The organism is Streptomyces sp. NPDC018019 (genome assembly GCF_044327805.1).
Taxonomy (GTDB): Bacteria; Actinomycetota; Actinomycetes; order Streptomycetales; family Streptomycetaceae; genus Streptomyces.
In genome coordinates, this window is sequence record NZ_JBIRGD010000042.1 from 32892 (window position 1) to 54725 (window position 21834).

Here is a 21834-nt window from a genome sequence, read left to right on the forward strand (position 1 = left end):
GCCCGGACACACGACGAGGGGCCACGGCACCGCCGTGGCCCCTCACCCGTCCGCCGCTACCCGCCGTACGCCCCGCTGGCCGTCAGCCGCAGCGCGGTGTCGATCAGCGGAACGTGACTGAACGCCTGCGGGAAGTTGCCGACCTGCCGCTGGAGCCGGGAGTCCCACTCCTCGGCCAGCAGGCCCAGGTCGTTGCGGAGCGAGAGCAGCTTCTCGAACAGAATCCGGGCCTCCTCGACCCGGCCGATCATCGCCAGGTCGTCGGCCAGCCAGAACGAGCACGCCAGGAAGGCGCCCTCGTCGCCCTCCAGACCGTCCACGCCCGCGTCCTCGCCCGAGGTCGGGTAGCGCAGGATGAAGCCGTCCTCGGTGCCCAGCTCCCGCTGGATGGCCTCGATGGTGCCGATCACCCGCTTGTCGTCCGGCGGCAGGAAGCCCATCTGCGGGATCAGCAGCAGCGAGGCGTCCAGCTCCTGGGAGCCGTAGGACTGCGTGAAGGTGTTGCGCTCCTTGTCGTACCCCTTTTTGCACACCTCCCGGTGGATCGTCTCGCGCAGCTGCCGCCAGCGGTCCAGCGGGCCGTCCACGTCACCGGACTCGATCAGCTTGATCGTGCGGTCCACCGCCACCCAGGTCATCACCTTGGAGTGCACGAAGTGCCGGCGCGGGCCGCGCACCTCCCAGATGCCCTCGTCCGGCTCGTCCCAGTGCTTCTCCACCCACTGGATCAGCTTCAGCTGGAGCAGCGAGGCGTAGTCGTTGCGGGCCAGGCCCGTGTTGTGCGCCAGGTGCAGCGCCTCGGTGACCTCGCCGTACACGTCCAGCTGGAGCTGTCCGGCGGCGCCGTTGCCGACCCGCACCGGCCGGGAGCCCTCGTATCCGGTCAGCCAGGTCAGCTCGTTCTCGCCCAGCTCCCGCTCGCCCGCGATCCCGTACATGATCTGGAGGTTCTCCGGGTCGCCGGCCACCGCGCGCAGCAGCCACTCGCGCCAGGCGCGGGCCTCTTCGCGGTAGCCGGTGCGCAGCAGCGAGGACAGGGTGATCGCCGCGTCCCGCAGCCAGGTGAAGCGGTAGTCCCAGTTGCGCGAGCCGCCGATGTCCTCGGGCAGCGAGGTGGTGGGCGCCGCGACGATGCCGCCGGTCGGCGCGTACGTGAGCGCCTTGAGCGTGATCAGCGAGCGCACCACCGCGTCCCGGTACGGGCCGTGGTACGTGCAGTGGTCGACCCACTCGCGCCAGAAGTCCTCGGTCGCCTCCAGCGCCGCCTCCGGCTCCGGCACGCCCGGCGGGCGGCTGTGCGAGGGCTGCCAGCTGATCGTGAAGGCGATCCGCTCGCCCGGGCCGACCGTGAAGTCGGCGTACGTGGTCAGGTCCTTGCCGTAGGTCTCGGCGTCCGTGTCCAGCCACACGGAGTCGGGCCCGGCGACCGCGACGGTGCGCTCGTCCACCTTGTGGACCCACGGCACCACCCAGCCGTACGAGAACCGCATGCGCAGCGCCGAGCGCATCGGCACCCGGCCGCTGACGCCCTCGACGATGCGGATCAGCTGCGGCGCCGCGCCCTCGCGCGGCGGCATGAAGTCGATGACCCGCACCGTGCCGCGCGGGGTGTCCCACTCGGACTCCAGGACGAGCGAGTCGCCCCGGTAGCGGCGGCGGTCCGCGGGCACCGGCGCGCCTTCGGGGCCGTACGCGGGCCCCAGCCGCCAGAAACCGTTCTCTTCCGTGCCCAGCAGTCCTGCGAAGACCGCGGGTGAGTCGAAGCGGGGCAGGCACAGCCAATCCACCGTGCCGTCCCGGCACACAAGAGCGGCGGTCTGCATATCGCCGATGAGTGCGTAGTCCTCGATGCGCCCGGCCACGTGCATCTCCCGTCGAACTGGAGTGACGCCCCCCATGGGACGTGTGATCTTGTCCGTCCTGCCCATGAAACTCTGCCGAGCAGCGAGTCCGGAAATCGGGCGGGGGTGGTGCCTTGCCGGACGGCTCGTGGCGAGTGTCCGAGCAGGATACGACGCACGGCAGTGATCCGCTTGCCGCTGCGGGAAGACGGCACTGCGCCGAACGGGTGGCCTGGGTCACGCGGGGCGCCGCGCGCCCGGTGCGGAGCGGCCCCACCCGGGTGGCGCGAGCGTCGCCGGGCGCGACCATGCCCGGTCGCTGATAGCCTGGTACCCCGTGGACCGGTGGGCCCGGCGCAAGTCACACGGCACCCCCGACCGCAGCGACGGCACCCCTGACAACCGCAGGGCGCGGCCGATCCGCACCTCTTCACCACGCGACCACGGGAGCCCCCTCTTGGCCATGCCGCCCGCTGCTTTTCGAAACAGCAAAGCCTCGACGACCAAGCACCTCTTCGTCACCGGGGGCGTCGCCTCCTCGCTCGGCAAGGGCCTGACCGCCTCCAGCCTGGGTGCGCTGCTCAAGGCGCGGGGCCTGCGGGTCACCATGCAGAAGCTCGACCCGTACCTGAACGTCGACCCCGGCACGATGAACCCGTTCCAGCACGGTGAGGTCTTCGTCACCAACGACGGCGCCGAGACCGATCTGGACATCGGCCACTACGAGCGCTTCCTGGACGTCGACCTCGACGGCTCGGCGAACGTCACCACCGGCCAGGTCTACAACACCGTGATCGCCAAGGAGCGGCGCGGCGAGTACCTGGGCGACACCGTGCAGGTCATCCCGCACATCACCAACGAGATCAAGCACCGCATCCGCCGGCTGGCCCACGACGACGTCGACGTCGTGATCACCGAGGTCGGCGGCACGGTCGGCGACATCGAGTCGCTGCCGTTCCTGGAGACCGTCCGCCAGGTCCGCCACGAGGTCGGCCGGGACAACGTCTTCGTCGTGCACATCTCGCTGCTGCCCTACATCGGCCCCTCCGGCGAGCTGAAGACCAAGCCGACCCAGCACTCGGTCGCGGCGTTGCGCAACATCGGCATCCAGCCGGACGCGATCGTGCTGCGCGCCGACCGCGAGGTGCCCACCGCCATCAAGCGCAAGATCTCGCTGATGTGCGACGTGGACGAGGCCGCCGTCATCGCCTGTCCGGACGCCCCCTCCATCTACGACATCCCCAAGGTCGTGCACGCCGAGGGCCTGGACGCGTATGTCGTGCGCAAGCTGGACCTGCCGTTCCGCGACGTGGACTGGACCGTCTGGGCCGACCTGCTGGACCGGGTGCACAACCCGGACCACGAGGTGAAGGTCGCGCTGGTCGGCAAGTACATCGACCTGCCCGACGCCTACCTGTCGGTCACCGAGGCGCTGCGCGCCGGCGGCTTCGCCAACAAGGCCCGCGTCAAGATCAAGTGGGTCACCTCCGACGACTGCAAGACCCCGGCCGGCGCCAAGCAGCAGCTCGCCGACTGCGACGCGGTCTGCATTCCCGGCGGCTTCGGCGACCGCGGCGTGGACGGCAAGGTCGGCGCCATCACCTACGCCCGCGAGAACAAGCTCCCGCTGCTGGGCCTCTGCCTGGGCCTGCAGTGCGTGGTCATCGAGGCGGCCCGCAACCTGGCCGGCATCGAGGGCGCGAACTCCACCGAGTTCGACCCGGCCGCCGCCGACCCGGTCATCTCCACCATGGCCGAGCAGATGGACATCGTCGCCGGCGAGGGCGACATGGGCGGCACCATGCGACTGGGCATGTACCCGGCCAAGCTGGCCGAGGGCTCGATCGTGCGCGAGGTCTACGACGACCAGCCGTACGTCGAGGAGCGCCACCGCCACCGCTACGAGGTCAACAACGCCTACCGCGGCGAGCTGGAGAAGAAGGCCGGACTGGTCTTCTCCGGCACCTCCCCGGACAACAAGCTGGTGGAGTACGTCGAGTACCCGCGCGAGGTGCACCCCTACCTGGTCGCCACCCAGGCGCACCCGGAGCTGCGCTCCCGCCCGACCCGCCCGCACCCGCTCTTCGCCGGCCTGGTGAAGGCGGCCGTCGAGCGCAAGACCGGCGCGGCGGCCGGCGGCAAGAAGGCCGCCAAGGCCTGACCCGGCCGGCGGTCCGCCCCCTCACCTGCGAACGGGCGGGGTGGGCGGATCGCCGACGGGTACCGTTGACCGGGGTGCCCGGCCTTTCCCGGCCGGGTGCCCCGGTCGACTGCTTTGCGGAAGGACGTACACGTACATGGCCATCCAGGACACCCCGGAAGCGTGGCGGGTCACCGCGACCGCGACGCCCTTCACCGGCAAGAAGACCAGCATGCGCACGGACGAGGTCGTCATGCCGGACGGCTCCACGGCCACCCGCGACTATCAGGTCCACCCCGGCTCGGTGGCCGTCGTCGCGCTCGACGAGGAGGACCGGGTGCTGGTCCTGCGCCAGTACCGCCACCCCGTGCGGCACAAGCTCTGGGAGATCCCGGCCGGGCTGCTGGACGTCCCCGGCGAGCACCCGCTGCGCGCGGTGCAGCGCGAGCTGTACGAGGAAGCCCACGTCAAGGCCGAGGACTGGCGGGTGCTGACCGACGTCTACACCACTCCCGGCGGCTGCGACGAGGCCGTACGGATCTTCCTGGCCCGGGAGCTGTCCGAGGTGGAGGGCGAGCGCTTCGAGGTGTCCGAGGAGGAGGCCGACATGGAGCTGGCGCGGGTACCGGTCGCCGACCTGGTGCGCGGCGCGCTCGCCGGCGAACTGCACAACAACTGCCTGGTGGTCGGGGTCCTCGCGCTGGCCGCCGCCCGGGCGGGGGAGGGCCTGGACGCGCTGCGCCCGGCCGACGCGCCGTGGCCGGCCCGCCCGTTCGAGGCGTGAGCGCCGCCGCGTCACCCGTCCGCGCCCCTGCGGTCCGATGATGATCTGATCCGGACGGGTGACCCAACCGTCGTGCTCCACCGGGCGCGTGACGGGTCGTGAACTACGCTCGACCGCGTGCCCGTTCCGCGACCGCGGCGGGCTCGTAAGCGCAGGTGGACGGGAGCGTGACCCGTGACGGATCAGGCGGTGGGCGGGGGAGGTGTCCCGCCGGGGAAGGCGGGCGGGCCCGCGACGGCGGCACGGCGGCGGCCGGGGCCGGACCCGGACGGTGCGGCCCCGGCCGACCGGACCGCCGCCGGCGGGCGCCCCGCTCCGGACCGCCCCGGCACCCGGCGCCCGGCCGCCCGCCGGACCGTGCCGCCCGCCGCCACCGCGGCCGGCGGCTTCACCGGCCGCCGCCGCGAGCTCAAGGCCCTGCGCGCCGACATCGCCCGTACCGGCCTGGACACCCTCTCCGGCCGCCGGGGCGCCCGCAGCCGCGTCCTGCTGATCGCCGGACGGCCCGGCTCCGGCCGCAGCGCCCTCGCCGCCGAACTGGCCCGGCAACTCGCCGACGACTACCCCGACGGAGTACTCCGGGCCGCCCTGACCACCCCGGGCGGCAGCCCCGTCCCCCTCGACCTCGTCGCCCGCGACCTGCTCACCGAACTCGGTGTCCCGGTCCAGCCGGGCGCCGCCGAGGACGAGCTGACCGAGGCGCTGCGCGGGGCCCTCGCCGAGCGCCGCACGCTGCTCCTGCTGGACGACGCGGCCGGTGCCGAGCAGGTCGAACCACTGCTGCCGGACGCCGCCGGCTGCCTGGTCGTCGCGGTCTCCGAAGGCCCGCTCACCGGCATCACGGACGTCCGGCCGTGCACCCTGGGCGGCCTGGACAACGCGTCCGCCGTCGCCCTGCTCAGCCGGTACGCGGGCGCCACCCGCATCACCGTCGACCCGCGCTCCGCCGACGCCGTCGCCGAGGAGTGCGGCGGCCGTCCCGCCGCGCTCGTGCTGGCCGGCGGCTGGCTCGCCGGACGGCCCAAGTCCTCCGTCGCCGACCTGCTCCAGGCGCTGCGCGAGGTGCCGGAGCAGGCCGGCGAACCGGCCGGCGGCCGCCCCCTGGCCCGCGCGTTCCGCCTCGTGTACGACTCCCTGCCGCCGGTCGCGGCCCGCACCCTGCGGCTGCTCACCCTCGCCCCGGCCGGCCTGGCGGACGCGCACATCGCCTCCGCCCTGGCCGGGTGCTCGGTCGCCGCGGCCGAATCGGCCCTGCGGGACTTCGCCGCCCGGGGGCTGCTGAGGCCCGTCGAGGAGGAAGCGGCGGAGCCCGGGGGGCACGGCTCCGGGGCCGCCGGGAGCGCCGGGCTCCAGGCGCAGTACCGCATGCCCGGCTGCCTGGCACCGCTCGTCCGCGCCGCGCTGTACGACAAGGAGCGGCCCGCCGAGATCCAGCTCGCCAGGGCGCGGATGCTGGAGCGCACCGTACGGCTGCTCCAGTCCTGCCGGGCGCTGGGGGAGCCCGCCGGGTCGCCGGCCCGGCAGAAGGTGGCCGGACTGCCGCGCTCACTGCGCTTCGCCTCCACCGCCTCGGCCGCCGCCTGGCTGCGCAGCCGCCGCCCCGCCCTCCTGGAGGCGGCCCGGATCGCCGTCGAGGAAGGCGAGCTGGACACCCTGGACCGGCGGCTGATGGCCGCGATCGTCCGTACGCTGATCGCCCACCAGGGCGCCGAGGCCGCCGCGCCGGACCTGTACGGGCTGCACGGCCTGGTGCTGGAGGTCGCCGAACGGCGCGGGCTGGCGCGGGAGCGGGCCGCGGCGCTGCTCAACCTCGGCGACCTGGACGCGCAGGCCGGGCGGACCACGGACGCGATGGCCCGCTACCGGGGCGCACTCAGCGCCGCGCGCGAGGTCCGGGACCCCATCGCGACCGTACGGGCACTGGAGTCGCTGGGCGGTACCTACACGGAGCTGGGGGACTGGCAGCGGGCCGCCGACTGGTACGGGCGCGCGCTGGAGCTGCGCCTGACCCGCGGCGAGAGCGCGGACGGGGCGCGGCTGCACGGCCGGATCGGCGCGGTGCACACCTACGCGGCGCGGTGGGGCGAGGCGCTCAAGGAGTGGCGGGCCGCCTGTGGCGCGTACCGGCGGCTGGGGGATGTGGCGGGACAGGCCCGCGCGCTGGGCGAGGTGGCGCGGGTGCAGGAGTACGCGGGACGGCCCGAGGAGTCGCTGCGGACCTGCACCGCGGCCCTCTCGCTGGCCGCCGAGGCCCGGGACGGACGGCTGGAGGCCGCCCTCCAGCTGCGGATCGCGGACACCCTCGACCGGCTCGGCGACCCGGCAGCCGCACGGCTCCACCGGGGGATAGGGGAACGTCTCCTCTCAGATCACCCACAGTGACCTACGAAATCGGTGGTGCTCCTCTCAGTAATAGATGCTTTGCAAGGCTAGACAACACAGAATCCTTAAATAGACTGGCCAGGCCGCGGACACCGCGGTCAGTCCCGGCATGCCTCGCATGCATGGATTTTTCCTGCAAGCTCTCTTACAAGGACCGTGATCGACGTGAAGGTCGGCATCCCCCGCGAGGTCAAGAACAACGAGTTCCGGGTGGCGATCACGCCCGCCGGTGTGCACGAGCTGGTCCGCCACGGCCACCAGGTCGTCATCGAGAAGGACGCCGGCCTCGGCTCCGCCATCCCGAACGAGGAGTACGTCTCGGCCGGCGCCGAGATCCTCGACACCGCCGACGAGGTCTGGGCCACCGCGGACCTGCTCCTGAAGGTCAAGGAGCCGATCGCGGAGGAGTACCACCGCCTCCGCAAGGACCAGACGCTCTTCACCTACCTGCACCTGGCCGCCTCCCGCGAGTGCACCGACGCCCTCCTGGAGTCCGGCACCACCGCCATCGCCTACGAGACGGTGGAGACCGCGGGCCGCCAGCTGCCGCTGCTCGCCCCGATGTCCGAGGTCGCGGGCCGCATCGCCCCGCAGGTCGGCGCCTACCACCTGATGCGCCAGGCCGGCGGCCGCGGTGTGCTGCCGGGCGGTGTGCCGGGCGTGGCCGCGGGCAAGGCCGTCGTCATCGGCGGCGGCGTCTCCGGCTGGAACGCCGTGCAGATCGCCGTGGGCCTCGGCTTCCACGTCACCCTGCTCGACAAGGACATCAACAAGCTGCGCGAGGCGGACCGGATCTTCGGCACCAAGGTGCAGACGATCGTCTCCAACGCCTACGAGCTGGAGAAGGCCGTCGTCGAGGCCGACCTCGTCGTGGGCGCGGTGCTCATCCCGGGCGCCAAGGCCCCGAAGCTGGTCACCAACGAGCTGGTCGCCAAGATGAAGCCCGGAAGTGTCCTTGTCGACATCGCCATCGACCAGGGCGGCTGCTTCGAGGACTCCCGTCCCACCACCCACGCGGAGCCGACCTTCCAGGTCCACAACTCGGTCTTCTACTGCGTGGCCAACATGCCCGGCGCGGTGCCCAGCACCTCCACCTACGCGCTGACCAACGCCACGCTGCCGTACATCGTGTCGCTGGCCAACAACGGCTGGGTCGAGGCGCTGCGCCGCGACGCCGCCCTCGCCAAGGGCCTGAACACCCACGACGGCAAGGTCGTCTACGGCCCGGTCGCCGAGGCGCACGGCCTGGAGGCCACCGACCTGAACACGCTCCTCGGCTGAGGCGTCAATAGCGCGCGTCAATGACGCACTGCCGGCCGGGCCTTGTCCGCAAGGCCCGGCCGCGGCCGTTCGCCGACACGCCGCACGACCGAAACCGCACGGACGGTCCTCAACTCGCCGAGAACGTAACCCTTTAACCGATTCGCACACCCGCGAAACCTCGGGCTTGTGCTGCTTGCACCCTTGACATCGGCATGTTCGATTGCCGACACATCGGGCCGGGTCCGGTGGATTGTGTTGCTGCGAACGCCCGACACGCCATAGAGTCGCCAACCGTCGGCATAGTGCCACGCTGACCTATCGATAAGTTTCCTGGTCACATCCAAGGAGGTAAGACGACTTGTGAATGAGTCGACATTTACTCCCGGAGGTGGTCGACCAGGAGCGGTTGCACGGGGCCAGGGTCCCTCGGGGCTCCAGGCTGTCGGCTCCGTCACTGTCCACACCTTCGCAGCCCATCAGAGCACCACGACGACAGCCCACCAGAGCATGGACGGCCATCACGTGAACGCCATGGCCGGCGACCGGGGCGGCTCAGATCCCACCCGGCTCGCCGACTACGACGACCTGCCCGAGGGGCACTTCTACGACCCCGACGCGGAGTACGAACCGGATCCCGAATACGCGGCGACGCTCGCACCGGACGCCGCCCGCCAGCGCCGCGAACGCGTCGGCCCCACGGGACGCCCGCTTCCCTACTTCCCGATCCCAGGACCGTTGACCGACCACGGCCCCGCCAAAATCATCGCGATGTGCAACCAGAAAGGCGGGGTGGGAAAGACCACCTCGACCATCAATCTGGGTGCCGCCCTCGCCGAATACGGCCGGCGGGTGCTGCTCGTCGACTTCGACCCGCAGGGCGCGCTGTCCGTCGGGCTCGGCGTCAACCCGATGGAGCTGGACCTGACGGTCTACAACCTGCTCATGGAGCGGGGCATGTCGGCCGACGAGGTGCTGCTGAAGACCGCGGTCCCGAACATGGACCTGCTGCCCAGCAATATCGATTTGTCAGCCGCCGAGGTGCAGCTGGTCAGCGAGGTCGCGCGCGAGTCGACGCTCCAGCGTGCGCTGAAGCCGCTGATGGCCGACTACGACTACATCGTCATCGACTGCCAGCCCTCCCTTGGCCTGCTCACCGTCAACGCCCTGACGGCGGCTCACAAGGTCATCGTGCCGCTCGAATGCGAGTTCTTCGCGCTGCGCGGTGTGGCGCTCCTCACCGAGACGATCGAGAAGGTCCAGGAGCGGCTCAACCCCGACCTGGAACTCGACGGCATCCTGGCGACGATGTACGACTCCCGCACCGTGCACAGCCGCGAGGTCCTCGCGCGTGTGGTGGAAGCCTTCGACGACCACGTCTACCACACCGTCATCGGCCGTACGGTGCGCTTCCCCGAGACCACCGTCGCGGGTGAACCCATCACCACGTACGCGTCCAACTCCGTCGGTGCCGCCGCCTACCGTCAGCTGGCCAGGGAGGTGCTCGCCCGGTGTCACGCCGAGTGAGTCTGCCCGGAGCCGACGAATTGTTCCGCACGACCGGGGGGTCGGGGCTGCAGTCCCCGGCGCCCCGCAAGACCAACGGCGCCTCCCCGGTCAACGGGGAGACGCCGCGTGTGCCCGCGCCGGGCGGCGAGCCCGAGCCCACGGACTCCGCGGAATCCGCCGAGTTCACGCAGGGCGAGGAAACGACCCCGCGGCAGCGGCGGCCCGGGGCGGAGGGCCCGGCGTCGGCCGAACACGCGGGCCGGGGGCGCGGCACGGAAGCGGAAGCGGAGGCCCCGAAGGGGCGTCGCCGGCAGGACGCCGCGGACGCGGTGGCGTCCGGCGGCGCCCAGCCCGTCCCGGCCCGTCGCCGGGGCCGCGGCGCGAACCGGCGCCCCAGTGGGCGGGAGCGGCACGACGAGAAGATCACGGTCTATGTGTCGGCCGAGGAACTGATGGACCTCGAACACGCCCGCCTGGTGCTCCGCGGGGAACACGGGCTCGCGGTCGACCGGGGGCGGATCGTCCGCGAGGCGGTGGCGGTGGTTCTGGCGGACCTGGAGTCGCGTGGGGACGCGAGCATTTTGGTGCGGCGGTTGCGGGGTCGCTGAGCATGCCGCTATCGCGGCGGGTGGGGGTGTGGGCCTTTGCGCTGCGCGCTGATCGCGTTTGGTTTCGTCGTGGTGCGGGGGCGTGCAGGGGACCATCTCCTCGGCGCCGTTGAGCCCGCGCGGGGGTATTCGGCAACCTAGTCGCCCGGTCGTCCTGCGGGGATGGCCCCCTGCACGCCCCCTCCGGTCGTTGGGCGTGCTCGGCCCGGTGGGGGTGGAAAAGAACGGTGACCGGGGCGGGCGCCCACCAGGTGGCAAGGCTCGCGTACACGTATGCGCCGGCCGGGGCGTCACTCCGCGCGGCGCGGAGTGGCGGCCTTGTGGTGTCAGTGCCCAGCCGCGACGACGGGATAGTCGCCCGACGGCAGGGCTCGGGGACACTCCGGGGTCTCCCCGCAGGACGACCGGGCGACTTGGTTACGTATTACGTCCGCGCGGGCTCAACGGCGCCGAGGAGAGATCCCGGAGGGGCCCCGAGCCCCACCCACCGGACAGACCGCGAAAAGGGGCGTACCCCCACCGGGCGTAAGGTGCAGGACGCGCACCCCCACCGGGCGTAAGGCACAGGACGCGCACCTTCACCGGACAGACCGCGCAGTATGCGCACCCGGCGCGCGCCTTGGGATTCGGCTGCCCCCGGGAAGGCTACGCTTGGGGGCGTCCGTCGCCCTCCTCCTGGATCACGATGCCCACGATCGAAGACCCCGCCCCGTCCCTCGCGGACGGTGAGGCCGGTGACGGGAAGTTCACCGTTCGGCTGGAGAACTTCGAGGGGCCGTTCGATCTGCTGCTCCAGCTGATCTCCAAGCACAAGATGGACGTGACCGAGGTCGCCCTGTCCAAGGTGACGGACGAGTTCATGGCGCACATCCGGGCCATGGGGCCGGACTGGGACCTCGACCAGACCACCGAGTTCCTGGTCGTCGCGGCGACGTTGCTGGACCTGAAGGCGGCCCGGCTGCTGCCCGCGGCCGAGGTGGAGGACGAGGCGGACCTCGCGCTGCTGGAGGCGCGCGACCTGCTGTTCGCGCGGCTGCTGCAGTATCGCGCGTACAAGCGCATCGCGGACATCTTCAGCGAGCGCCTGGAGGACGAGGGGCGCCGCCACCCCCGTACCGTCGGCCTGGAGCCGCACCACGCCGAGCTGCTGCCCGAGGTCGTGATCGGCATCGGGGTCGAGGGGTTCGCCAGGCTGGCCGTGAAGGCCATGCAGCCCAGGGCGAAGCCGCAGGTGTACGTGGACCACATCCACGCGCCGCTGGTGAGCGTCAGGGAGCAGGCCGAGGTGCTGGTGGCACGGTTGCGCGCGGCCGGGATGGCCGGTTTCGCGGAGCTGACCGAGGACGCGCCGGACACGCTCACCGTCGTCGCCCGCTTCCTGGCGCTGCTGGAGCTGTACCGGGAGCGGGTGGTGGAGCTGGACCAGGATGAGGCCCTGGGGGCGCTGACGGTCCGCTGGACGGGCGGCGCGGAGGCCGAACCGGTGGTCACGGACGAGTTCGACCGGGAGGCCGGACCGGACCGTACGGCGGAGGAAGACGGAGAGAGGGTGTGAGGGGCGTGGCGGAGGCGCACGCGGAGGACGCCGGCCCGGCCGGGGCGCTCGGGGTCGCCGAGCTGGAGCTCAAGCCCGCGCTCGAAGCGGTGCTCATGGTCGTGGACGAGCCCGCGACGGAGGAGCACCTGGCCAAGGTGCTGGAGCGGCCCCGCCGCGAGGTGGCGCTCGCGCTGCGGGAGCTGTCGGACGAGTACACCCGGCAGGGGCGCGGGTTCGACCTGCGGCTGGTGGCCGGGGGCTGGCGTTTCTCCACGCGCCCGGCGTACGCGGACGCCGTGGAGAGCTTCGTCCTGGACGGCCAGCAGGCCCGGCTGACGCAGGCCGCGTTGGAGACTCTGGCCGTGGTCGCGTACCGTCAGCCGGTCAGCCGTTCGCGGGTCTCGGCCGTACGCGGTGTGAACTGTGACGGCGTGATGCGCACCCTTCTCCAGCGCGGTCTGGTGGAGGAGACGGGGACGGAACCCGAAACAGGTGCGATCCTGTACAGGACGACGAACTACTTTCTGGAGCGGATGGGCCTGCGTGGCCTGGACGAGCTCCCGGAGCTCGCTCCCTTCCTCCCGGAGGCGGAGGCGGTCGAAGGCGATTCCCGGGAAGGTGTTCCGTCGTTCGACGTAGACGACAGCGGCGACTCTCAGACGGATCATTGATGCGAAGCAGCGGCAGGAACAACAGGGACGCCGGTAGGGGCAACTACCGGGGTGCGGGCAACAAGAAGGACGAGAAGCAGCAGCGCGCCGGCCGGCCCCGTCCCGAGGAGCGCCGCTACGACGTGGGCGAGGGCGGGCAGGCCCGCGGCGACGGCGCGGGCCGCGGGGGCTCCGGCGGTCGCGGCGGGGCCGGCGGCGGTGCCCCGGAGCGCGGCGGCGAGCGCCGGGGCCGCGGCGCGGCGGCGCGCGGCGGCGCCAAGGGCGGCCCCCGTACGAGCCCGAAGACCGGCGGCAAGCCCGGCGCCAAGGGGCGGCAGAGTGGCCGCGGCCAGGCCCCCGCGCGCCCCCGTGAGTACGACGCGCAGGTGGAGGAGCGCAACCGCGCCCGCCACGACAAGCCGCAGGTCAAGACGCCGAAGACGTTCGGCGACCAGGACGGTGAGCGCTTGCAGAAGGTGCTGGCCCGGGCCGGCATGGGCTCGCGCCGCGCCTGTGAGGAGCTGATCGACCAGGCGCGCGTCGAGGTCAACGGGCGGATCGTCACCGAGCAGGGTGTCCGCGTCGACCCGGAGAAGGACGAGGTCAAGGTGGACGGCCTGACGGTCGCCACGCAGTCGTACCTCTTCTTCGCGCTGAACAAGCCGGCCGGTGTGGTCTCGACCATGGAGGACCCGGACGGGCGGCAGTGCCTGGGCGACTACGTGACCAACCGCGAGACGCGGCTGTTCCACGTGGGCCGCCTGGACACGGAGACCGAGGGCATCATCCTGCTCACCAACCACGGCGAGCTGGCCCACCGGCTGACCCACCCGCGGTACGGCGTGCAGAAGACCTACCTGGCCGCCATCCAGGGCCCGCTCCCGCGTGACCTGGGCAAGCAGCTGAAGAACGGCATCCAGCTGGAGGACGGCTACGCCCGCGCCGACCACTTCCGCGTGGTGCAGCAGACCGGCAAGAACTACCTGGTCGAGGTCACCCTCCACGAGGGCCGCAAGCACATCGTGCGCCGGATGCTGGCCGAGGCGGGCTTCCCGGTCGAGAAGCTGGTGCGGACGAGCTTCGGCCCGATCGCGCTGGGCGACCAGAAGTCCGGCTGGCTGCGCCGGATGACCAACACCGAGGTCGGCATGTTGATGCGCGAGGTGGACCTGTAGGCACCGGGCGCCTTGCCCGACGGCGGAACCACCCCTTATTGTCACTGTGACGATTAAGGGGTGGTTCTTTTCATGGCGTCCGCCGCGACCGGATCGCTCATCGGGCTGGCGCTCGGTGACGCGCTCGGGTTCCCGACCGAGTTCAAGAACGTGGCCGCGATCGAGGCCGCGTGCGGTCCGTGGCGGGAGATGGCGCTGCCCGATCCCGCGTATGTGACCGACGACACGCAGATGACCCTCGCCCTCGGGCGCGGCCTGCGCACGGCCGTGGCGGACGGGGCCGGCGGCCTGGGCGCCGCCCGGCTGCTCCCGCCCGTACGGCAGGAGTACGTCGAGTGGTGGCGCTCCCCGGACAACAACCGGGCGCCCGGCAACACCTGCCTCAGGGCGTGCCAGCTGCTCAGCGACGGCACGCGGCCGTGGACGGAGGCCAGCCAGACCGGCTCGAAGGGCTGCGGCGCCAACATGCGGGTGGCGCCCGTCGGGCTGGTGCCGGGGCTGAGCCCGGAGCAGCGTGCCGGCGCCGCGCAGCTACAGTCCGCCCTCACGCACGGGCACCCCACCGCCCTCGCCGCCGGCGACCTGACGGCGTACGCGGTGTACGTGCTCGCGCAGGGCGCGCGGCCGGGCGAGCTGACCGGGCTGCTGCGCTCGTACGCGACGCGGAGCCGCACCGTCTACCGGGCGGACTGGCTCGGCGACCTGTGGCGGCACGCCCAGGACCCTTCCCCGGAGCATTTCATCGCCCGAGGCTGGGACGACTGCCTCGGCGTGCTGGACCGGCTGGAGGCGGCGCTGCGCGCGCCCGCCCCGGAGGCCGACCCGTGCCTGGCCACCGGCGCCGGCTGGATCGCCGAGGAAGCGCTCGCCACCGGCCTGCTGTGCTTCCTGCTCTTTCCCGCCGAGCCGCTGACCGCGTTGCGCCGCGCCGCCTGCTCCTCCGGCGACTCCGACTCGATCGCCTGCCTCGCCGGTGCCTTCGCGGGCGCCCACCTGGGCGCCGCGGCCTGGCCCGCGGACTGGGCGGGCCGGATCGAGTACCGCGACGAGCTGCTGGCGCTGGGGGAGGCGTGGGATGCGTGAGGGTGCTCTGGACGGGGCCGGGCTGCCCGCCCTGGACCTCGGTGCGGTGACGGCCGGGGAGGACGACCCGCTGGTCTTCGCCACGGTCTCCGGCGCCCACCTGTACGGCTTCCCGTCCCGCGACTCGGACGTGGACCTGCGCGGGGTGCACCTGCTGCCCGCCGCCGCGCTGGTCGGGCTGCGGGAGCCGGACGAGACCCGTTCCTGGATGTCGGACCGGGACGGCGTCGAGGTCGATCTCGTCACCCACGACCTGCGCAAGTTCGCGCGGCTGATGCTGCGGCGCAACGGCTATGTGCTGGAACAGCTGCTGTCGCCGCTGGTGGTGCGCACCAGCGCGGTGCACGCGGAACTGGTGGCGCTGGCGCCCGCCGTCCTCACCCGCCACCACGCCCACCACTACCGCGGCTTCGCCACCACCCAGTGGCGCCTCTTCGAGAAGACCGGCGAGCTGAAACCGCTGCTCTACACGCTGCGGGTGCTGCTGACCGGTATTCACCTGATGGGCAGTGGCGAGGTGGTGGCCCATCTGCCCACGCTCACCGGGCTGGTGCCGGCGCCTGCGTACGTACCGGAGCTGATCGCGGCGAAGGCCGAGGCGGAGCACGGGCCGGCCGCCGACCTGGTGGACGCGGCGCGGCTGCGGGCGGACGTGACGGAGCTGCACGCCCGGCTGGACGCGGCGCAGGCCGCCTCCGCGCTGCCGGACGCGCCCGGCGGCCACGACGCGCTACACGACCTGCTCGTACGGGCCCGTCTCGGCGCTGCGGAGCGCTGACGCGCGCCGGGTCCGGTACAGGAAGTCCTCGACGCGCCGGCGGTCCGGCTCCGGCGGCAGCGGGGAGCCGGACTCGGCCGCCGCGGCCTGCTCGGTCAGTACGGTCATCCGGCGCTCGACCTCGGTCCAGGAGACCTCGCCGCGCTTGACGGCGAGCAGCTCCTCGCGCGCCTCGCCCACGTCCAGCGTGAGCACGCCCGTACGCAGCAGGTCGCGGGCGGTGCGCAGCAGCCGCAGCAGGTGCATCGCGTGTTTCCAGCGGGGCGCGCCGTGCTGTCGCACGTCCGCCTCCAGCTTCTTGACCTGGCCGGCCGCGTAGCCGGTGAAGGTGCGGTGCACCTGGCGGGAGAGGAACGCGCCGCGCAGCGCGAGCAGTTCGCGGCCGGTGGCGTCGACGTGTTCGACGAGCGGGGAGTGCAGGCACTCCAGGATGTTCGGGTTGGCCCGCAGCGCCAGTTCACAGAACCGTTCCAGCTCCCAGGAGAACTCCTCCTCGCGCGGCCCCTCCACGTGCGTCGGCGGCTTCTCGAAGCGCCAGAACAGCGGGGTGGGCGCGAGGTAGACCCCGCGCCGGTCGGTGTCGCTGGCGTCGGTGGCGAGCCCGAAGGCGCGCGAGCCCATGACGCAGGCGTAGACGGTGTGGCCGGTGACCAGGGCGTGGCCTGCGGCGAAGGACGGCATGCGGGGAATTGTGGCTGGTGGGGGAGGCCGGCGCCAGCCGGTTCCGGGTGGCGGAAACCCCGGGCGTCGGTACGTTTGAAGGAAGTCACTCGTCGCGCGGTCCTCATCGAATCTGCCGGAAATTCGTGGAAAGGCACGGACATGACGGGATCACCAGACCTCGGGAGACTGATGGGCGGGCGGCCCGGCGGCGGCCCGGGCGGCGCGGCGGGAAACCTCGTCGGATCGCTGCTGGGGGCGCTCGGCGGCACCGGTCCCGGCGGGCACGGCGGCACCGGGTACGGGGGCGGCCCCGGCGGCCGTGGTGGCATACAGGTCGTGCTCGGCAAACTCCTCCAAGGAGAGCTGGGACGGCAGGCGCACTCCTGGGTGGGGCGCGGCGCCAACGAACCGGTCACCCCCGAGCAGGTTGCGAAGGCACTGCCCGGCGAGACCTTGCAGCGGGTCGCGGCCGAGAACGGGGTCAGCGCCCAGGAGGCGGCGGAGCAGCTCGCCCATGCCCTGCCGCAGGCCGTGGACCGGCTCACGCCGGACGGCCGGATACCGCCGGACCCCGCGTTCCAGGACCTCGTCACCCGACGGCCGTCCCGGGCGGCAGGGCGGCCCTGAAGACCACGCGCGCCCCCGCACCGGCCGGTCCGCGTCTCGCGGACCGGCCGGCGTCGTGACCGGGGCCGGGACCTGGCTAGGCTTGCCCGCAGGAGTCGGCGGCGGACGCTGGTGCGTGCCGGGCGCCGCGTGTGGAAACTCAGGGGAGCGGTGACGTGGCGGTACGAGCGGTGCGCGGGGCCGTGCAACTGGAACGGGACGAAGCCGGACATCTGCATGAGCAGGTGTCCGCTCTGCTGACCGCGGTCCTGGAGCGCAACGGCCTGGTCGCGGACGACCTGATCAGTGTGTGGTTCACCGCCACCCCCGACCTGCGCAGCGACTTCCCGGCGGTGGCCGCCCGGCGGCTCGGCATCACCGACGTCCCGCTCATCTGCGCGCAGGAGCTGGACATCGCCGGCGCCATGCCGCGCGTGGTGCGCGTCCTGGCGCACGTCGAGACCGACCGCACCAAGGCGGAGATCGCGCACGTGTACCTCGGTGCCGCCGGCGCCCTGCGGAAGGACATCGCCCAGTGAGGACCGCGCTCGTCATCGGCACCGGCCTGATCGGCACCTCGGTCGCCCTCGCGCTGAAGGCCCGCGGCGTCCAGGTGTACCTGGCCGACCACGACCCGGCGCAGGCCGAGACCGCCGCCGCGCTCGGCGCCGGCACCGCCGAGGAGCCGCCCGGCCCGGTCGACCTGGCCGTGGCGGCGGTACCGCCCGCGCACGTCGCGCCCACGCTGGCCGCACTGATCCGGCGCGGCGCCGCCCGCGCCTACCTCGACGTCGCCAGCGTCAAGGGCGGCCCGCGCCGCGAGCTGGAGGCGATGGGCTGCGACCTGACGGCCTACCTCGGCACCCACCCGATGGCGGGCAAGGAGCGCTCCGGGCCGCTCGCCGCGACCGCCGACCTCTTCGAGGGCCGGCCCTGGGTGCTGACCCCGGCCGAGGGCGGCGACACCGAGGTGCTCAACCTCGCGCTGGAGCTGGTCGCGCTGTGCCGCGCGGTGCCCGTCGTCATGGAGGCGGACGCGCACGACCGGGCCGTCGCCCTGGTCTCGCACACGCCCCAGCTGGTCTCCAGCCTGGTCGCCGCCCGCCTTCAGAGCGCCGACGAGACGGCCGTACGGCTGTGCGGGCAGGGCATCCGGGACGTGACGCGGATCGCCGCGTCCGCGCCCCGGATGTGGATGGACATCCTCGCCGCCAACCCGGGGCCGGTCGCCGACGTGCTCGGTGAGGTCTCGGCGGACCTGGAGCGCACCGTACGGGCGCTGCGCGCGCTGGAGGCGGCCGACGAGGACGAGCGCGCCGCGGGCGCCCGCGGCGTCGAGGACGTGCTGCGGCGCGGCAACGCGGGCCGCGAGCGGGTGCCGGGCAAGCACGGCGCCGCCCCGGCCGCGTACGAGATCGTCTCGGTGCACATCGGCGACCAGCCCGGCGAGCTGGCCCGGATCTTCGCGGACGCCGGCCGGGCCGCGGTCAACATCGAGGACGTACGGATCGAGCACGCCACCGGCCAGCAGGCGGGCTTCATCCAGCTCATGGTCGAGCCGCAGGCGGCGCCGGTGCTCACCGCCGAGCTGCGCGAGCGGGGCTGGTCGATACGTCAGTAGGGCCCGCCGCCCGCGGCACGGCCCGGTTCCGGGCCGGGGGCGTACGGGCTGCGCGGGGCGCTCCTGCTTGCCAGTAACCTTGTGCGGGGCCCCGCGCAGCGGCCCCCGTCCCGCCCCGTGATCGAGGAAGGTGCCCGACACCGTGGAAACCCCCGCCCGGACCGCCCCGGCCGCAGTGATTGTCGCCATCGACGGCCCCGCAGGCACGGGCAAGTCCAGCACCTCCAAGGCCGTCGCCGGCAAGCTCGGGCTGGGCTACCTGGACACCGGTGCGCAGTACCGCGCGATCACCTGGTGGATGCTGAACAACGGCGTCGATGTGGACGACGCGGTCGCCGTGGCGGACGCCTCGGCCAAGCCCGTGATCGTCTCCGGTACCGACCCGGCCGCGCCCACCATCACGGTGGACGGCCTGGACGCCGCGGGCCCGATCCGTACCCAGGAGGTCACCTCGGCGGTCAGCGCCGTCAGCGCCGTCCCCGAGGTGCGGACCCGGATCACCGAGCTGCAGCGTGAGATCGCCGCCGCGGCCCCGCACGGCATCGTCGTCGAGGGCCGGGACATCGGCAGCACCGTCCTGCCCGACGCCGACCTGAAGATCTTCCTCACCGCGTCGCCGGCGGCCCGCGCGGCCCGCCGCAGCGGCGAGCTGACCGGCAAGGACGCCGCCGACCTGGCGGCCACCCAGGCGGCGCTGGCCAAGCGGGACGCGGCCGACTCCTCCCGGAAGACCTCGCCGCTGGCCAAGGCGGACGACGCGGTCGAGGTGGACACCACCGACCTCACGCTGGACCAGGTCGTCGAGTGCGTGGTCACCCTCACCGAGGCGGCGATGGCCGCGAAGGCGGCGCGGTGACGCGGAGCGGACGGGCGGCGGACGCGGCCGGCGGGCGGACGCCCAGCCCGGGCGGTGCCGTGGTCGGGCGGCGGATCGGCATCGGCCTGATGTACGGGCTGTGGAAGCCGCGGGTGCTGGGCGCCTGGCGGGTGCCGGCCACCGGGCCGGTGATCCTCGCGGTCAACCACACCCACGGCCTGGACGGCCCGATGCTGATGGGCACCGCGCCCCGGCCGGTGCACTTCCTGATCAAGAAGGAGGCGTTCGTCGGCCCGCTGGACCCGTTCCTGCGCGGCATCGGCCAGGTGAAGGTGGACCGGGACGGCACCGACCGCAAGGCCGTCACCGACGCGCTGGCCGTGCTGGCCGGCGGCGGGGTGCTGGGGATCTTCCCCGAAGGCACCCGGGGCGACGGCGACTTCGCCTCGCTGCGCGCCGGCCTGGCGTACTTCGCGGTGCGCTCCGGCGCCCCCGTGGTGCCGGTGGCCGTGCTGGGCAGCGCGGCGCGCCGCAGCCGGGTCAGCAAGGCGGTGCCGCCGCTGCGCAGCCGGGTGGACGTGGTCTTCGGCGACGCGTTCGCGGCGGGCGACGGCAGCGGCCGGCGCACCCGTACGGCGCTGGACGCGGCGACGGTGCGCATCCAGGAGCGGCTGACCGCTCACCTTGCCCGGGCCAGGCGCCTGACCGGGCACTGAACGAGACTTGTAGGGCGGCCCGCGCACGAGCGGCCGCCGATTGACGGAGAACGAGGAACGGACTTCATGAACGACCAGACCCCCACCGGCGACGAGCACGGTGCGCTTGGTGACGCCGAGTACACGGAGTTCATGGAGCTCGCCGCGCAGGAGGGCTTCGACCTGGAGGAGGTCGAGGGCGACATCGCCGCGGCCGGGCACGGCCCGCTGCCCGTCCTCGCCGTCGTCGGCCGCCCCAATGTCGGCAAGTCGACCCTGGTGAACCGCATGATCGGCCGCCGTGAGGCGGTCGTCGAGGACAAGCCCGGGGTGACCCGCGACCGGGTCACCTACGAGGCCGAGTGGAACGGCCGCCGCTTCAAGGTCGTCGACACCGGCGGCTGGGAGCAGGACGTCCTGGGCATCGACGCCTCGGTGGCGATGCAGGCCGAGTTCGCGATCGAGGCCGCCGACGCGGTGGTCTTCGTGGTGGACGCCAAGGTCGGCGCCACCGACACCGACGAGGCCGTGGTCAAGCTGCTGCGCCGGGCGGGCAAGCCGGTCGTGCTGGTCGCCAACAAGGTGGACGGGCCGTCCGGCGAGGCCGACGCCGCCATGCTGTGGTCGCTGGGCCTGGGCGAGCCGCACCCGATCTCCGCGCTGCACGGCCGCGGCACCGGCGACATGCTGGACGCCGCCCTGGAAGCGCTGCCCGAGGCGCCCGCGCAGACCTTCGGCACCCCGCTCGGCGGGCCGCGCCGGATCGCGCTGATCGGCCGCCCGAACGTCGGCAAGTCCTCGCTGCTGAACAAGCTCGCCGGCGAGGAGCGGGTGGTCGTCAACGAGATGGCGGGCACCACCCGCGACCCGGTCGACGAGCTGATCGAGCTGGGCGGCAAGACCTGGAAGTTCGTGGACACCGCGGGCATCCGCAAGCGGGTCCACCTCCAGGCGGGCGCCGACTACTACGCCTCGCTGCGCACCGCGGCGGCGGTGGAGAAGGCCGAGGTCGCGGTCGTCCTGATCGACGCGAGCGAATCCATCAGCGTGCAGGACCAGCGGATCATCACGATGGCCGTGGAAGCGGGCCGTGCGCTGGTCATCGCGTACAACAAGTGGGACCAGCTCGACGAGGAGCGCCGCTTCTACCTGGAGCGGGAGATCGAGCGGGACCTGGTGCAGATCCCGTGGGCGATGCGGGTCAACGTCTCGGCGCGCACCGGCCGGCACATGGACAAGCTCGTCCCGGCGATCGAGACGGCGCTGGAGGGCTGGGAGACCCGGGTGCCCACCGGCCGGCTGAACGCCTTCCTCGGTGAGATCGTCGCCGCCCACCCGCACCCGATCCGGGGCGGCAAGCAGCCGCGCATCCTCTTCGGCACCCAGGCCGGCACCAAGCCGCCGCGCTTCGTGCTCTTCGCCTCCGGCTTCCTGGAGGCCGGCTACCGCCGCTTCGTCGAGCGCCGCCTGCGCGAGGAGTTCGGCTTCGAGGGCACGCCGATCCACATCTCCGTCCGCGTGCGCGAGAAGCGCAGCAAGAAGAAGTAGGCGAAGCAGCAGCCGCCACGACGACGAGAACGGTGGCGGGGGGGGCGGGGGGGGCCCCCCCCCCCCCCCGCGCGCCGGGGGGGGGCGGGGGGGGCCCGGGGGGTCGGGCCCGGGACGGGCCCGGCCGGGGGGGTTAC

19 protein-coding genes are annotated in these 21834 nt (G+C 73.0%); 17 read left to right on the plus strand and 2 right to left on the minus strand.

Annotated features, from left to right (window positions below; all coding sequences use genetic code 11):
* Nucleotides 1–56 precede the first annotated feature (56 nt).
* The gene (locus tag ACH4FX_RS39720) at nt 57–1868 is read right to left on the minus strand and encodes a glycoside hydrolase family 15 protein (protein ID WP_398486386.1); all 1812 of its coding nucleotides are present in this window, start codon (nt 1866–1868) and stop codon (nt 57–59) included.
* A 436-nt stretch (nt 1869–2304) separates the two neighbouring features.
* Between ACH4FX_RS39720 and ACH4FX_RS39725 the strand changes: the two genes are divergently transcribed.
* The 11 genes from ACH4FX_RS39725 to ACH4FX_RS39775 all read left to right on the plus strand — a co-directional run bounded on the left by ACH4FX_RS39725 (nt 2305) and on the right by ACH4FX_RS39775 (nt 15747).
* Complete coding sequence (locus ACH4FX_RS39725) at nt 2305–4002, plus strand: CTP synthase (RefSeq protein WP_398486403.1); 1698 nt, start codon at nt 2305–2307, stop codon at nt 4000–4002.
* 136 nt (nt 4003–4138) lie between these two features.
* Entirely contained in the window at nt 4139–4765 is a 627-nt protein-coding gene (locus ACH4FX_RS39730; RefSeq protein ID WP_398486387.1) for an NUDIX domain-containing protein, read from the plus strand.
* 174 nt (nt 4766–4939) lie between these two features.
* On the plus strand, nt 4940–7147 hold the full coding sequence (locus ACH4FX_RS39735; RefSeq protein WP_398486388.1) for a tetratricopeptide repeat protein: 2208 nt from the start codon (nt 4940–4942) through the stop codon (nt 7145–7147).
* Between the two features lie 165 nt (nt 7148–7312).
* Nucleotides 7313–8428 (plus strand): alanine dehydrogenase, encoded by a 1116-nt coding sequence (gene ald, locus ACH4FX_RS39740; RefSeq protein ID WP_398486404.1) that lies wholly within the window; start codon nt 7313–7315, stop codon nt 8426–8428.
* Nucleotides 8429–8917: 489 nt separating this feature from the next.
* Entirely contained in the window at nt 8918–9934 is a 1017-nt protein-coding gene (locus ACH4FX_RS39745) for a ParA family protein (RefSeq protein WP_030019435.1), read from the plus strand.
* Nucleotides 9919–10524 (plus strand): hypothetical protein, encoded by a 606-nt coding sequence (locus ACH4FX_RS39750; RefSeq protein WP_398486389.1) that lies wholly within the window; start codon nt 9919–9921, stop codon nt 10522–10524. The genes ACH4FX_RS39745 and ACH4FX_RS39750 overlap by 16 nt, the downstream gene beginning before the upstream one ends.
* A gap of 619 nt (nt 10525–11143) precedes the next feature.
* The gene (locus ACH4FX_RS39755; protein ID WP_398486390.1) at nt 11144–12079 is read left to right on the plus strand and encodes a segregation and condensation protein A; all 936 of its coding nucleotides are present in this window, start codon (nt 11144–11146) and stop codon (nt 12077–12079) included.
* Entirely contained in the window at nt 12076–12732 is a 657-nt protein-coding gene (scpB, locus tag ACH4FX_RS39760; protein ID WP_398486391.1) for an SMC-Scp complex subunit ScpB, read from the plus strand. The genes ACH4FX_RS39755 and scpB overlap by 4 nt, the downstream gene beginning before the upstream one ends.
* Entirely contained in the window at nt 12732–13886 is a 1155-nt protein-coding gene (locus ACH4FX_RS39765; protein WP_398486392.1) for a pseudouridine synthase, read from the plus strand. Before scpB ends, ACH4FX_RS39765 begins: the two co-directional genes overlap by 1 nt.
* Nucleotides 13887–13958: 72 nt before the next feature.
* Nucleotides 13959–14969: an ADP-ribosylglycohydrolase family protein gene (locus tag ACH4FX_RS39770; RefSeq protein ID WP_398486393.1), complete on the plus strand. Its 1011-nt coding sequence runs from the start codon at nt 13959–13961 to the stop codon at nt 14967–14969.
* A complete protein-coding gene (locus ACH4FX_RS39775) occupies nt 14962–15747 on the plus strand; it encodes a DNA polymerase beta superfamily protein (protein ID WP_398486394.1) in 786 nt (261 codons plus the stop codon). The genes ACH4FX_RS39770 and ACH4FX_RS39775 overlap by 8 nt, the downstream gene beginning before the upstream one ends.
* Here the strand turns inward: ACH4FX_RS39775 and ACH4FX_RS39780 are convergent.
* On the minus strand, nt 15700–16428 hold the full coding sequence (locus ACH4FX_RS39780; RefSeq protein ID WP_398486395.1) for a DNA polymerase beta superfamily protein: 729 nt from the start codon (nt 16426–16428) through the stop codon (nt 15700–15702). The genes ACH4FX_RS39775 and ACH4FX_RS39780 overlap by 48 nt on opposite strands.
* 141 nt (nt 16429–16569) lie before the next feature.
* Here ACH4FX_RS39780 and ACH4FX_RS39785 point away from each other — a divergent pair, with 141 nt between their 5' ends.
* The 6 genes from ACH4FX_RS39785 (at nt 16570) to der (ending at nt 21697) form a co-directional block, all read left to right on the plus strand.
* Nucleotides 16570–17037, plus strand: coding sequence for a YidB family protein (locus ACH4FX_RS39785; protein ID WP_398486396.1), 468 nt, complete (start codon nt 16570–16572; stop codon nt 17035–17037).
* 155 nt (nt 17038–17192) lie between these two features.
* Complete coding sequence (gene aroH / locus ACH4FX_RS39790; protein ID WP_398486397.1) at nt 17193–17555, plus strand: chorismate mutase; 363 nt, start codon at nt 17193–17195, stop codon at nt 17553–17555.
* Complete coding sequence (locus tag ACH4FX_RS39795; RefSeq protein WP_398486398.1) at nt 17552–18637, plus strand: prephenate dehydrogenase; 1086 nt, start codon at nt 17552–17554, stop codon at nt 18635–18637. The genes aroH and ACH4FX_RS39795 overlap by 4 nt, the downstream gene beginning before the upstream one ends.
* A gap of 142 nt (nt 18638–18779) precedes the next feature.
* On the plus strand, nt 18780–19493 hold the full coding sequence (cmk, locus tag ACH4FX_RS39800; protein WP_398486399.1) for a (d)CMP kinase: 714 nt from the start codon (nt 18780–18782) through the stop codon (nt 19491–19493).
* An 89-nt stretch (nt 19494–19582) separates the two neighbouring features.
* The gene (locus ACH4FX_RS39805; RefSeq protein WP_398486405.1) at nt 19583–20170 is read left to right on the plus strand and encodes a lysophospholipid acyltransferase family protein; all 588 of its coding nucleotides are present in this window, start codon (nt 19583–19585) and stop codon (nt 20168–20170) included.
* 66 nt (nt 20171–20236) lie between these two features.
* On the plus strand, nt 20237–21697 hold the full coding sequence (gene der, locus ACH4FX_RS39810) for a ribosome biogenesis GTPase Der (protein ID WP_398486400.1): 1461 nt from the start codon (nt 20237–20239) through the stop codon (nt 21695–21697).
* Nucleotides 21698–21834 lie beyond the last annotated feature (137 nt).

What these genes read in the sequence shown, in the direction of transcription:
- der (WP_398486400.1), top strand. Translation starts at nt 20,237, where the DNA reads ATGAACGACCAGACCCCCACCGGCGACGAGCACGGTGCGCTTGGTGAC.
- ACH4FX_RS39725 (WP_398486403.1), top strand. Translation starts at nt 2,305, where the DNA reads ATGCCGCCCGCTGCTTTTCGAAACAGCAAAGCCTCGACGACCAAGCAC.
- ACH4FX_RS39780 (WP_398486395.1), bottom strand. Translation starts at nt 16,428, where the DNA reads ATGCCGTCCTTCGCCGCAGGCCACGCCCTGGTCACCGGCCACACCGTC.
- ACH4FX_RS39805 (WP_398486405.1), top strand. Translation starts at nt 19,583, where the DNA reads ATGTACGGGCTGTGGAAGCCGCGGGTGCTGGGCGCCTGGCGGGTGCCG.
- ACH4FX_RS39730 (WP_398486387.1), top strand. Translation starts at nt 4,139, where the DNA reads ATGGCCATCCAGGACACCCCGGAAGCGTGGCGGGTCACCGCGACCGCG.
- ACH4FX_RS39765 (WP_398486392.1), top strand. Translation starts at nt 12,732, where the DNA reads ATGCGAAGCAGCGGCAGGAACAACAGGGACGCCGGTAGGGGCAACTAC.
- ACH4FX_RS39775 (WP_398486394.1), top strand. Translation starts at nt 14,962, where the DNA reads ATGCGTGAGGGTGCTCTGGACGGGGCCGGGCTGCCCGCCCTGGACCTC.
- ACH4FX_RS39770 (WP_398486393.1), top strand. Translation starts at nt 13,959, where the DNA reads ATGGCGTCCGCCGCGACCGGATCGCTCATCGGGCTGGCGCTCGGTGAC.
- ACH4FX_RS39745 (WP_030019435.1), top strand. Translation starts at nt 8,918, where the DNA reads ATGGACGGCCATCACGTGAACGCCATGGCCGGCGACCGGGGCGGCTCA.
- ACH4FX_RS39785 (WP_398486396.1), top strand. Translation starts at nt 16,570, where the DNA reads ATGACGGGATCACCAGACCTCGGGAGACTGATGGGCGGGCGGCCCGGC.
- ACH4FX_RS39720 (WP_398486386.1), bottom strand. Translation starts at nt 1,868, where the DNA reads ATGCACGTGGCCGGGCGCATCGAGGACTACGCACTCATCGGCGATATG.